General features: G+C 68.9%; 13 protein-coding genes. 4 read left to right on the top strand and 9 right to left on the bottom strand.

Going from position 1 to position 12,014, the window contains the following annotated elements; genetic code table 11:
• Positions 1–181 precede the first annotated feature (181 nt).
• The 4 genes from ACF088_RS14815 to ACF088_RS14830 form a co-directional block, all read right to left on the bottom strand.
• Positions 182–745 (bottom strand): hypothetical protein, encoded by a 564-nt coding sequence (locus tag ACF088_RS14815; RefSeq protein WP_392376156.1) that lies wholly within the window; start codon positions 743–745, stop codon positions 182–184.
• A 185-nt stretch (positions 746–930) separates the two neighbouring features.
• Positions 931–2,163 carry a cytochrome P450 gene (locus tag ACF088_RS14820; RefSeq protein ID WP_392376158.1) on the bottom strand — a complete coding sequence of 411 codons (1,233 nt, stop codon included), beginning with the start codon at positions 2,161–2,163 and terminating at the stop codon, positions 931–933.
• A gap of 34 nt (positions 2,164–2,197) precedes the next feature.
• Positions 2,198–3,562: an NAD(P)/FAD-dependent oxidoreductase gene (locus tag ACF088_RS14825; RefSeq protein WP_392376160.1), complete on the bottom strand. Its 1,365-nt coding sequence runs from the start codon at positions 3,560–3,562 to the stop codon at positions 2,198–2,200.
• A complete protein-coding gene (locus ACF088_RS14830; protein ID WP_392376162.1) occupies positions 3,552–3,761 on the bottom strand; it encodes a ferredoxin in 210 nt (69 codons plus the stop codon). Before ACF088_RS14830 ends, ACF088_RS14825 begins: the two co-directional genes overlap by 11 nt.
• Positions 3,762–4,591: 830 nt before the next feature.
• On the opposite strand from ACF088_RS14830, the gene ACF088_RS14835 reads away from it, so the two are divergent.
• Both ACF088_RS14835 and gntA read left to right on the top strand, forming a co-directional pair.
• Entirely contained in the window at positions 4,592–5,173 is a 582-nt protein-coding gene (locus tag ACF088_RS14835; protein WP_392376163.1) for a hypothetical protein, read from the top strand.
• Positions 5,174–5,583: 410 nt separating this feature from the next.
• Entirely contained in the window at positions 5,584–6,261 is a 678-nt protein-coding gene (gene gntA / locus ACF088_RS14840; protein ID WP_392376164.1) for a guanitoxin biosynthesis heme-dependent pre-guanitoxin N-hydroxylase GntA, read from the top strand.
• Positions 6,262–6,412: 151 nt separating this feature from the next.
• Here gntA and ACF088_RS14845 read toward each other — a convergent pair whose 3' ends face one another.
• On the bottom strand, positions 6,413–7,075 hold the full coding sequence (locus ACF088_RS14845; protein ID WP_392376166.1) for a DUF2238 domain-containing protein: 663 nt from the start codon (positions 7,073–7,075) through the stop codon (positions 6,413–6,415).
• A 264-nt stretch (positions 7,076–7,339) separates the two neighbouring features.
• Here ACF088_RS14845 and ACF088_RS14850 point away from each other — a divergent pair, with 264 nt between their 5' ends.
• Entirely contained in the window at positions 7,340–7,951 is a 612-nt protein-coding gene (locus tag ACF088_RS14850; RefSeq protein ID WP_392376168.1) for a hypothetical protein, read from the top strand.
• A 31-nt stretch (positions 7,952–7,982) separates the two neighbouring features.
• Here the strand turns inward: ACF088_RS14850 and ACF088_RS14855 are convergent, their stop codons facing one another.
• Positions 7,983–8,711, bottom strand: coding sequence for an alpha/beta fold hydrolase (locus ACF088_RS14855; protein ID WP_392376170.1), 729 nt, complete (start codon positions 8,709–8,711; stop codon positions 7,983–7,985).
• An 82-nt stretch (positions 8,712–8,793) separates the two neighbouring features.
• Positions 8,794–9,000, bottom strand: a complete 207-nt coding sequence (locus ACF088_RS14860) for a DUF2180 family protein (protein WP_392376171.1) — start codon at positions 8,998–9,000, stop codon at positions 8,794–8,796.
• 716 nt (positions 9,001–9,716) lie between these two features.
• On the opposite strand from ACF088_RS14860, the gene ACF088_RS14865 reads away from it, so the two are divergent.
• Positions 9,717–10,385 carry a CAP domain-containing protein gene (locus tag ACF088_RS14865; protein WP_392376172.1) on the top strand — a complete coding sequence of 223 codons (669 nt, stop codon included), beginning with the start codon at positions 9,717–9,719 and terminating at the stop codon, positions 10,383–10,385.
• Positions 10,386–10,408: 23 nt separating this feature from the next.
• On the opposite strand, the gene ACF088_RS14870 is transcribed toward ACF088_RS14865, so the two are convergent.
• Both ACF088_RS14870 and ACF088_RS14875 read right to left on the bottom strand, forming a co-directional pair.
• Positions 10,409–11,026: a hypothetical protein gene (locus ACF088_RS14870; RefSeq protein ID WP_392376173.1), complete on the bottom strand. Its 618-nt coding sequence runs from the start codon at positions 11,024–11,026 to the stop codon at positions 10,409–10,411.
• Positions 11,023–11,871: a hypothetical protein gene (locus ACF088_RS14875; protein WP_392376175.1), complete on the bottom strand. Its 849-nt coding sequence runs from the start codon at positions 11,869–11,871 to the stop codon at positions 11,023–11,025. Before ACF088_RS14875 ends, ACF088_RS14870 begins: the two co-directional genes overlap by 4 nt.
• Positions 11,872–12,014: the final 143 nt, after the last annotated feature.

Below are 12,014 nucleotides of genomic sequence, written 5' to 3' on the forward strand. Positions count from 1 at the left end.
GAAGATGATGCCCCGGAGAGAAAGATCATCCTGCGGATAAGGTGCTCGCTGCCGGAGAAGCCGGCAACGCAGATCACCCGGCCGGCGCGGGCAGCGGCCACCCACCTACAAGACCAGCATTCTCTCCAAGACCGGCGTTCTCCACCTGCCCGCGTCCCTCGCAACCGGCAGTCGGGCCGTGCTACGAAGGGTCGGCCCGGCGGGTGCACATGAACGGCTCGTCGATCCAGTAGGTGTCGTGCTGCTCGTCGTGGACGACCGGGTACCTGGTGTCCGGATCGCAGAGCTTGTCGATCTGGGCATGGTCCGCGGAACTGATGGTGAACCAGTACGTGTTGGTGTCCGGGCCGGTCCTTCGGCACTTGTAGAAGAACCCCTTCATGCCGGGGCCGAACACGTCGCTGCGGAAGTCGGCGGCCAGCTTCTTGTTCAGGTTGATGTTGTCGCAGTCGGCCTTCATGCCCTCGACACTGAGGGTCTCGGCTGCCTCCGTCGTATATCCCTTGGCCGTGTGGGTACCCGACGCCGTCCAGGTCCGCGCCGGCAGGGCGATCTGCTCGGCAACTTCGGCAAGGAAGGGGTTGCGCGGGGCGGCCGGTCCGGCCGGTGCCGTGGTCCCGGCATCCGCACTGCCTACGACGACGGCGACACCGATACCGATACCGATACCGATACCGATACCCAGCGTCGCCAGCAGCAGGGGTGCGATCCGGATCCCGTTCCGGACCAAGGACGAGAATGTCACGTTGCGCTCCATTCCGGGCGGGCCAGGCGGTCCTGCTGCCGCCCGGGGCCTGATCGCACCCTGGACGCCCCCGCAAGTGACCGGTGGGGCGCGGCGACGGGGTGACGGGGCACGTCACCTCCCTTTCCTCGTGCGGAGCCCGTGGCCGTACCGAAGGGCCGGGCATCGCCTCGTGACAACCCGCGCTACCGGCCCCCTCGGGCATCGGCCCGGCCTTGCTCGACGAGCAGGTGCCGGGGGCCGCGCAGTACGGGACTGCGGCGGTAGGGAGGCGGATCCTCGACCAGACGGGGGGCGTCGAGGTGCTGGATCAGCTCGTTCAGGGCGATCTGCGCCTCCAGACGGGCGAGCGGCGCGCCGAAGCAGCTGTGGATGCCGCTGCCGAAGCCGAGGTGCTGGTTGTCGTCGCGGGTCGGGTCGAAGCGGTCGGGGTCATGGAACCGCCGGGGGTCGCGGTTGCCGGACGCCAGCATCAGGATGAGGGGCGCGCCCTTGGGGATGGTGACGCCCGCGACCTCGATATCGGCCAACGGTGTGCGCTGCGGGAGCATCTGGACGGGTGGCTCGTACCGCAGCAGTTCCTCCACCGCTCTGGGCATCAGGGCGGGTTCGCTGCGGAGGCGTGCCAGCTGGTCGGGGTGGCGCAGCAGGGTCAGCATCCCGTTGGTGATCAGGTTGACGGTTGTCTCGTGTCCGGCGATCAGCAGCAGCACGGAAGTGGTCATGATTTCGAGCTGCGTCAGCCGGCCGTCGGAGCTGTCGTCGGCGAATGCGGAGAGCATGTCGTCGGACGGATGGGAACGGCGCTTGTCGGCGAGCTCACCGAGGTACAGGCCCATCGTCTTGCGGGCCTCGGCGGCGGCCCGCGACCGCTCCGTGGGGTCCTCCCCCGGGCTGGGATCGAGTCCGGCGACGACGGCGTCCGACCACCCACGGAACCGTGGCTCGTCCTCGAGGGGCACACCCAGGAGACGGCAGATCACGGTGACGGGGAGCGGGTACGCGTAGTCGTCGACGACGTCGATCCGCTCCTTGCCCGCGAAGTCGCCGATGAGGTCCTTGACGATCCGGGTGATGTCGTCGTGCATGCCGGCGATCCGGTCCGGCGTGTGCGGCGGGCCGAATGAGCGCATCGCCAGGCTTCGCAGCCGGTGGTGTTCGGGGTCGTCGAGTCCGATGAAGGCCGGTGAGAGCCCTTCTTCGCCGATGGTGGCCTCGTCCGGGACGGTGCGCTTGCGACGGTCCGAACTGATCCGCGGGTCATGGAGCAGGGCTTCGATCTCGTGGTAGGTCCCGACCAGGTAGCTGCCGTCCTCCTGCCGTACGACCCCCTCCTCGCGGAGCTCGGCGTACAGCGGGTAGGGGTCGGCGCGGTGGGCATAGTCGGTGATCCGGTGGAACAGGGTGTCCGCAGCCATGCGCGGCGCTCCTCATCGCTAGGGAGTGGCGGTCTCAGCGGGCCGGTTGCACCAGGGTCAGGCGTCGGTCCGGCAGATGGCCGGTGAGGGCGACGGTCGGACCGTGCGAGAGCATCTTCGGGTCCGGCACGTCCGAGGGGACCGGCGCCCGGGACTCGATCTGGTCGGCGGCTCCCGGTGCGGGCGGAAACGGCGCTGCCGTCTCGATCAGCCGCTGGTAGTACTCCAGCGACTTGGCCTGGTTCACGCTCACCGCCGCGGTAACGCGTCCTCGGTAGCCGTAGACGGCAACCAGCCGGGCGTCCTTGAGCGACCCCTGGGCGATGACCACCTGGTCGGAGAAGGTGGGTACGCCGACCGACTTGATGTTGAGTCCGAACTGGCTGGACCAGAACGCCGGCACCGTCAGATGAGGGCGTCTGCGCGGCCCGGGGTTGACCATGTTGTGGGCCGCGACCTCCGCCTGGGCGACCGCGTTGCCCCAGTGCTCCAGCGAGAGCAGTTGATACTCGAAGAGCGGATGCGGGAACCGGGCCACGTCGCCGGCGGCGAAGACGTCGTCGGTGACGATCCCGTACATGTCGAAGGCGCGGCACCCCGCGTCGCAGGTCACACCCCGTGGGCCCGCGGCGAGTCCCGTCTCGGCCAGCCACTCGGTGTTGCGGACCGCGCCGAGGGCCACCACGGCGACATCGGCGTCGATCCTCGTGCCGTCGGAGAACTGTGCGCCGGTGAGCCGGTCGTTGCCCTCCAGCGCGGTGACCGTCACCCCGCAGCGCAGATCGACTCCGTGGGCGCGCTGCAGCTTCGCGGCAAGGGCTCCCAGCGTTCCGCCGAGCGCACCGACCAGAGGCGCCGGGCCCCGCTCCGCGACCGTCACGGCGAGACCGCGCTCCCGACAGGCGGAGGCGATCTCCGAACCGGTGAACCCGGCGCCGATGACCAGGACGCGTTCCGGCCCGGCGTCGAGACGCTCCACAAGACGGCCCGCGTCTTCACCGGTGCGCAGGGTGAACACCCCTTCCAAAGCGGCCTCGGCCGGGTGCGGCCAGGGGCGGGCCCGGGTTCCGGTGGCGATCAGCAGCCGGTCGAAGGGCACTTCCCCGCCGTCGGCGAGGAGTACCTGTTTCCCCACCGGATCGAGCCCGGTGGCGCGCACGCCGAGTTTCCAGTGCGCGTCCACGTCACGGCGCCGGGGTAGCCCGGTCTTGTCGGCCGGCACCCTCCCGAGCAGCACTTGCTTGGACAACGGCGGCCTGTCGTAGGGGGGATGCGGTTCGTCCCCGATCAGCGTCAGCGAGCCGGCGAACCCCTCGTCACGCAGTGTCTCGGCGGCCCGCAGACCCGCGAGCGAGGCACCGACGACAACGATCCGGCCGTCGCGTGGTTCACCCTGCACCGGGGCCCGCCTCCTCGCCCACGACGATCGCCTGCACCGGACACGCCGCCGCGGCCCGGAGAACACGTTCCTGCTGGTCGTCCGGGACGGCCGGGGTGTACAACAGGGCCTCCTCGCCATGCATGGTGAACATGCGGGGAGCGAGGAAGGCGCACTGCGCATAGCCCTGGCATCGGTTGAGATCAACGACGATGTTCATCCCGTGCCACTCCTCCCGCCGCCCACACCCGTCGACTCCGTCCTACAACCGGTCCCGGTGCGGCGCACGTGGTGCCGGGCCATCCGAGGGGCTACGTGGGGTGTGCGGGGTGAGCAGAAACAGTGGCTCACCTTTGTGGCTCGTTCCGTGGCCCGCCATTTCACTTGCCGAGCCGAGCCGAGCCGGGCCCGCCCGCGGCGGCGGCCGGCCGTCGCCGCGCACCCGACCGGGCAGCACCCGCTCCCACGGCGTCCGCGGCTCAGGTCACCGTCGGCGGTCACCTGGCGCCGATCCGGCGGAAGCCGTCCGGCGGCCCACTGCCCGGGCCACCCACCACCGCTCGGCACCACGGCACCGGCACCTCGCGTGCCACCCGGCACCGGCACCTCGCGTGCCCACCCGACTCCGGCACTCGCCTGCCGCCCGACTCCGGCAGATCACGTGACGCACGCCGAGGTCGCGGTGGTCTCTCCGCGACCGGCGGATGAGGAAAACCATGGCCGGTCCACCGGAGGAAAGACTCAAAGGAGTGACAACCGGACGGAGTTCACGCCCTCCGTCGGCAGCGCGTGAGACCGCGTTCAAGGCCCGTATGGCTCATTCAAGTCCCTTTTCTTGACTGGTGGAGAAGGGTTGGGCAGCATCCGAACACCCCGTGATGGTGAGCTTGTTCGGCCGCGGAGCCGACCACCGATGCTTTGTGTGTGGCGATAAAACGGAACGGTACCGGGTTAATTGCGGAGCGAGATGAGTAACATCCAGCCAACCGTAGATCGATCAGGCAAGAGAGAGCAGGCTGTTTCATGTCAGAGTCGGATTTCGCTGTGCAGGTGGCTGCCAAGCTGAAGAGCATCGCGAAGGAGATCGACGAACTGCAGAAGCTCCGCGCGAAGCTGGAGGACCTCCAGCAGCACCTCGGCACGGAGCCCCGGGAGGAAGCCGTCGCCCCTCAGCCCTCGGAGGCCGACACCGCGGTGACCAAACCGGTGACCGTGCCCGCGGCGCGACGCGCGAAGCCTGCCGCGCCGAAGGCCAAGCCGGCGAAGAAGGCCCCGGCCAAGGCGGCGGGGAGCACAAAGAAGGCACGGAAGGCCGCGCCGGCCCGAGGCAAGGCCCGGCAGCGCAATTCCACCCGCGCCGACCGCGTTCTCGGTCTGCTCGACGGGCAGCCGCGCACGGTGACGGAGCTGACCAAGCTGCTGGCGCAGGAGCATCCGGACCACACGGCACCGGAGACCGCCGTGCGCAACACCTTGGAGACCTCACTCGTCGCCAAGGGGCTGGCACACCGCAGCAAGCAGGGAAGGAGCGTCTTCTACTCCCTCCCCGGAGCCGCTGCCGAGGCCGGCGCCGAGGACCGCGCAGCCCACGCCGCCGAGGCCGCTGAGGAGGCCGCTCCCGCCCGGGCCTGACCGGGATCCCGCTCCCGGGCGCCCGCCGAGAGACCGGGCGCCGAGGGGCGGCCTGGCGGCGGGGAGCCCGGCGAGGGGCCCGGCGAGGGGCCCGGCGAGGGGCCCGGCGGCGCAGGGCGCGGCGCCGCCATGGCCCACCCTGGCGATCAGGTGCCCGAGTTTCTGAGACGATGAAGATCGACAAGAAGCCTTGCAGTGAGAGCGAACTGCCCGGCGGCGGAGACATCGTCGCGGCCCGATACGGGTCATACCACCGCAAACACGGTGCTGACGCCGTCGGTGAAGGCAGTCGCAGGGGGGCGACACGGCCGAGTCTTGACGAACTGGCCCTGCCCGATCTTGACTGCCAGGGTCCCACCACCGCAGGGCCCCCACCAGGGGTGTTGCCCCCCTCACCGAAGGTCACGAACATGACGGTTGACGCCACCGCCGCCACCGAAGTCGACGCCGCCGCCGACGTCGGACGGTTCCTTCTCGGCGACGCCTTCCCCTGCCTGGCCGGTCGCTCGGCATGGCGACAGGGCGGCATCGTCCATCGCCACTACACGTGGTTCGGGGATGACGAGACGGCTCGGCAGATGGCTGCTGATCTCCAGGCGTATGTGGAGGCGGTGGACTGGGCCGCCAAGCCCTTCACCAGCTTCGTGGCCACCTTCTCGGGGCCTCTGAACGTGGCGGAAGTCGAGTTCGAGACGCTGCTGTGGCAGCAGCTGCAGGCGGTTCACGACTATGACAGCCTCACGTACCCCTGGGCCGAAGGCTACGACCCCGATCCGTCGTCCGGGGCCTTCGCCTACAGCGTCGCCGGGCACCCCTTCTTCGTGATCGGACTGCACGAAACGCACAGCCGCATCGGCCGCCGCCCGCCCTTCCCCATGCTCGCCTTCAACTCTCACGCCCAGTTCGACCGAATAAAGGCCGCGGGCCTGTGGGACCGGCTGCAGGAGAAGATCCGCAAGCAGGACATCGAGCTGCAGGGCAATATCAACCCCAACCTCGTGGAGTACGAGCAGCTCTCCGAGGCCCGGCGCTACTCGGGCCGACGCAAGCCGGCGGACTGGGCCTGCCCCTTCTCCGCCCGGGCGTGAGGCAACGCCGGCGTTTCCAGGGGCAGTTCACATCAAGAACTCCCGACGGAACGCGGGGGCACGGGATGCAGGGGCACGGAATCCGGGGGCACGATTGCGGGGGCGGGGCGTATCCGCGCCCCCGGTATGACGGCGGACGACCGGAATGCGATCAGGTGGCCTGCCGGCGCGTGGTCCGGTCCTGCTCCTCGGTGCCGTAGCGGGCGAGCTGGCGGTCGTGGACGCGGCTGAGGAGCAGCAGCGAGACGATCGCCCCGAGGAGGGCGCAGGCCATGTCCCACTGGGTGTCCCACTGGTCCCCCTGGGTGGCGAGGAACGCATTGGCCCCGGCGCCACCGACCAGCGCGCTCCACCACTCGATCAGCTCGAAGAACGCGCTGAAGGCCAGGCATGCGCACACCGTCAGTGGGGCCAGCCAGGCGCTCCCGCGCAGCGGAGAGGTGCGGACCAGAAGCTCGCGCACCAGGATGGCGGGCACAAAGCCCTGCACCAGGTGTCCGATCCGGTCGTAAGGATTGCGGGACAGCTCCAGCACGTCCTGGAGCCAGTGGCCCAGGGGGACCTCGGCGTAGGTGTAGTGACCGCCGACGATCAGGATCAGTGCATGCGCGGCGAGCAGGCAGCACAGGAGCGGGCTGAGCGGAAAGCGCCGCCACACCGCGACCAGCAGCGGCAGACCGGCCATCACCCAGCAGGTCTCCATGACCCATGTGATCCGGTCGTGCGGCTGCAGGCCCGACAGGGCCAGAGCGAAAAGGACCGCTACGGCCAGCGCCGGGGGAAGCGTGCGGGAAGTGGTCGGGGTGGCCTTCATGTATCAGCCTCGAAGACATCGGGTACAGGTCGGCGCGGCGCCGCCGCCGCGGGGCGGAGGGAGCGGTCCCGGCCGCATCACACATGTGCCCACCGAACCCTTCATGACGCAGGTGCGCACCCAAACCGTCATGACGCAGGTGCACACCGAAGCCGTCACCACTCCACGAGGCCGGGATCCACATGGTCCGACTGCGCCCGATCCCCTCGCTGACGTGCACATGGCGCGTACGATCGGATATCCCCCCTACGGGAAGGCATCCCCATGAAGAAGACATCAGCTCGTAGAGCCACCTGGCGCGCGCTGCTCGCCCTGGGCGGCGTGGCAGCGTTAAGCGTGCCGGCCGCGGGCGCCGCCGAGGGCGTACCGCGAACCGCCGGGCAAGGAGGCCGGATCGGCGGTTGTGCCGTGGTGTATTTCGACCTCGGTGAGACGCTGGTGCACACGGCCGAGGACAAGAGCGTGCGGTACATGCCGGGAGCCGCCCGGTATCTGCGCGCGCTGCGCGCCCGCCATATTCCGGTAGGGCTGATCACCAACGTTCCGTCCTCATGGGGCGCCACCGACGCGGAGCGGGCAGCGGAGTTGAAGAAGGTGATCGACAAGGACTGGGCGGGCACCAGCCCGTTCGCCTGGTCGGACTTCGGCGACCGGATCTTCACCCCACGGACCGAGGCGGAGAGAAAACCCGCGTCGGCGCTGTGGAAGCGCGCCAAGAACGCATCGGGCCACTGCCGGGTGGTGTACCAGGCAGAGACGGCGGAGGAGGTACGAGTCAGCGGCTCTCTCGGGTACATCGCCTATCAGGCGACCCGCCCCAAGTGGCCCGCGTACCTGCCGGTACCGGTGATCGCCGCGCTCGCGCAACTTCCCTGACGGACGCCGCAGTCGAAAGTCCGTGAGGTCGTCACTTCGCTGCTGACCGGCTGTAGCACTCCAGTCGGTCAGCCAGCTCGGCCGGACGGGACAGCATCGGGAAGTGCCCGCCCGCCATTTCGTCGGGTGCCACTCCCAAGCGCTCGGCCACCACTTCACGGAGGAACGGTGCCGGGAAGAGGCGGTCCTGACGGCACAGCAGGAACCGGGTCGCCACGGCGGGCCAGGCTTCCATCGGCCAGGGCCGCGAGGCAGGGGTCTCGGACTGCCGCCGCCAGCGGACCGCCGCCTCGGCCGCCAGCCGCGGCGGCAGATCCTGGAAGAACGGATCCGCGGCAGAACCCGGCACGGCGGATTCCGGTGTGCCCTCCGCCGCCGGGTCTGCGCCCGCCCTCTGCGCCGCCCGCCCGGCCCGTCTGACCCGAGAGTCCGGGTGACGCGTGGCCCTCCACCACTCCGCCGGCGCCTCGCCCGGCAACGGCACCATCGCGGCCAGCAAAACCAGCAGATCCACCGGCACCCGCGCACAGACCAGGGGCGCGGTGAAGCCGGCGAACGAGTGCGCCACAAGCATGAGCCGCCCACGGCCCGCAACCGCGTGGACGACAGCATCCGCATACTCGTCCAGGCCTGCCGCATCGTCCTCGCACGGCAGATCCACGCTCACCACATCACGGCCCCGGGCGCGCAGCTCCTCCTCCAGCAGATGCCAGTGCCACGCGTCGCATGCCGCACCGGGAATCAACACAAAGGTCGTCATCGACCGCATCATGCCACCGTCGCCCGTCCCGGCACCCTGGTCTCGGCCAGCCGCTCAGGAGTCAGCGCTCAGGGCTCAGGGCTCAGGCCGGCTGGGTCGCCCCTCGGCAGACCGTGCACACAATGCGGCGCGCCGGCTCCGGCAGGGTGCTCTGGCCTACGCCCTGCACCCGGACCACGGTCTGTGGGGCGGACCAGGCGTGCTGGTCGCACAGCGCGGCGCCGCAGTTCCGGCAGATCGCCACCGCGGCGGCGTTTCCGTTGCCCCTCGCGCAGTCATAGCAGTTCATGGCACATGTCCGATCTCGTGAGGTACGCCGACGCAGACCCAACGGCAATGTACGTCGCGAGGCAGGACGGACGCGGGAAGCACCGTGCCGGGTCGGGGCGGCTCACCTGGCCGCCCCAAGGAAGACGGGGCCTCCTCCTCTCCTCACCGCCTCTCGCCGAGCCGCGCGAGGCAGAGGAAGCGGGGAGCCGTTCCCGTCGTGAACATGCACGGATCCCCCGTCAACATTCACGATCTTCGGATTGCCCTGGCGGACGTGGAGGCGGACGCGGACGCGGACGCGCCCGGCATGGTTCCCACCACGGATTCCACGGCCTCGTGACATGCGTCATACCGATTTCCGGCACTAACTAAGCTGGATAGTAGTCGACACCTCGGAGACATAAGAGATTTGTCCGTCTTGGCCGATGAATGCCCCGCACAGGGATAAGTGACATTCGGTCCACCCCGTGCTTTTACCCGCACGGCGAGTGCATAAGGGGTTCTGACGGGTCGACAGGAATTCCCGAAGATCCAGGAGCCGGACCAGCATGCTCCCGCACCCATGGCAAGAGCCACGCATTACTACGAAGCGAAGTAGTACTCGGCGTTTGTTGCCTTGCCTGCGCAGCGGCGCCAAGAATGACGAGCCGCAAGGCGTCTCCGCAGCTCAGGCGCGGGAATTGCATCGAGCCAGCCGCGCCAGGGACGCTCCGCAATTACCGATTGAGGTCACGCATGACGAAACATCGCAGGACGCGGCGCTACCGGCAGATAACCGTCGCCGCCTTGGCCATAGGCGCCGTGGGCGTGCCCTCCGCGGCAATGGCTTGCCTGGGGCAGGGGAAAGAGGCCGGCCGGCACCACAGCCATTGGCAGAATGCGTCCTACGATCATCGGCCGGCGAAAGCGAAATGGCACTCCGAGCCGACCGCTGGCGCATCGCAGAAGCCCGCCGCTCCTTCCGGTGCTTCCCAAACCACCGGCGCGTCGAAGACCACCAGTGCTTCGAAAACCGCCGCACCGGCGTCCGGCGACTCGGCCCGCGTGGTGGAACTCGTCAACAAGGAGCGCAGCAAGGCGGGGTGCTCCCCGCTGACCGTGAATGCGAAACTGACAAAGGCCGCCCAAGGCCACAGCAAGGACATGGCGGACCATCGGAATATGTCGCACACCGGCTCCGATGGCTCTTCCCCGGATGACCGGATCACACATGCCGGTTACCACTGGAACTCCTACGGCGAGAACGTGGCCTACGGGTACTCCACGCCCGAGAAGGTCATGGCGGGCTGGATGTCCAGCCCCGGCCACAAGCGGAACATCCTCGACTGCTCCTTCAAGGAGATCGGCGTCGGCCTCGCTCAGCCCGGCGATTACTGGACGCAGGACTTCGGCACAGCCGGCTGACCGCCACCGGAAAACCCCAGCCATCAGCGAACCGGCTGAGCATCGCTCGCCGGTCCCGCTGTGGGGGACGGAGGTGGTGTGGGTCGCTCCCCGACTCGCTCCCTCCGCCGCTCCACTTCCTCGGCAGTCATCGGGGCGTGGATGCTGTATACGTCGCCCACCCGCATGTGGTCCGGCGTGCTGTACTCGCCATAGGTGGCCATGACGGAGACGGCCACATGGGAATCGGGCTGCCAGAACGTACGGAAATACGGGGCGTTCACCGGGATCTCCGGGATCTCCACCAGGGAGACACCGCGCCGCTCCAGCAGGCGTCGCAGCTTTTCGAAGCGAAGCCTGGGAGTGAACCGCCCGTACCGGGCACGAAGCGCGTCGTTGACGAGGGCGCGGTCCCGGCACGCCAGCCGGTGCACCTGCAGGGTGAAGTGGTGACCCGACCACGGGTGGCCGGCGGATACGCGGTCCCAGAAGAACTCGGCGAGGCCGTAGTCACGGAACATGCTGTGGTCGCCGAAGCCATTCTCGGCGAAGCCCGGCCCAAGGGCCTTGGTGACGCGGTCGGGAGGGTCCGCGGGGCCCACCCCGAGCACGGTGCCGGTGGTGACCACGTCCAGGTAGAACGCCAGGGAGTACGGAGTCAAAGGCTGATCCTCGATGCGGTGTGGTCCCAGGTAAGTGCGGATTGCGGGTGTGCGTGGCGCCACCCTTGCCGAAGAAGGCGGTCCACTGCTTGATCGAGCATGGCTCGGCCCTCCCCGGGATGCCACCAAAATGACCAGTTGACGTCAATCGTCATCTCGATGAACTCGTCGTACTCGAACCCGTCGGGGTAGACCGTGCCGCAGGACTTGTTCACCCTCAGCAGGAACGGGTACCACACGCTGGGTCGGGGCACGGTCACCCAGGTGCGGCCGTGCGCATGTGCCCGGGGGACCAGAACGCGACGCAGCTTGTTGTCGTGGTCATCGATGCGCAGTTCATTGTTCACGATGTGCCGGCCGGGTTCGGGCAGCCGGGCCCAGGTGTGGTCCACACGCATTTCCTCCCAGGCCAGGCGCTTGCCTTCGGGGGCCTCACCCGGGTCGTCAAGTACCCGGTCGACCATGGTGAGCATCGACTGCTCGTCGAGTGTTGCTGTCTCCACGACCTGGGGGTCCGCATAAGTTGAGCGGGCGTCAGGCGGCGACTGCGGGGTCGTCAGAAACCAGTTCCCCCGTGGCGGATTGCCTTCGGCGGGCAAGCCGCACTCGTCCACCCGGTTTCTGGTCATACCGAACGTCATGGGCCTGACGAGTCCCTCGCACAACTCGGCCAACGCTCGCACAGCACAATGGGCGGTGATTCGCTCCCACTCGACCGGATTCCGGTCGGGCGCGGTATCCCCCTGGACTCCGCGCTCCAACACAGTCGTCTGACTGTCGTTGAAGATGTAGTGCTCGGTCGGCTCCGGCGGTTCCGGCGCCTCCGGCAGCCTGGTGTCTCGCATGGCGTCGATTATGCGACGGAGAGCGACTCGGACGACCAGTTGCCCTGACGGACGGTGGTGGACGCCGTCGCGGCCTTGAGGCGACCGTCACGCAGGATCTTCCAGCCGGCGCCGGGCCGCCCTCCGCTTACGCCTGCGCGCCG

Source organism: Streptomyces sp. NPDC015125, assembly GCF_043080045.1.
Taxonomy (GTDB): Bacteria; Actinomycetota; Actinomycetes; order Streptomycetales; family Streptomycetaceae; genus Streptomyces.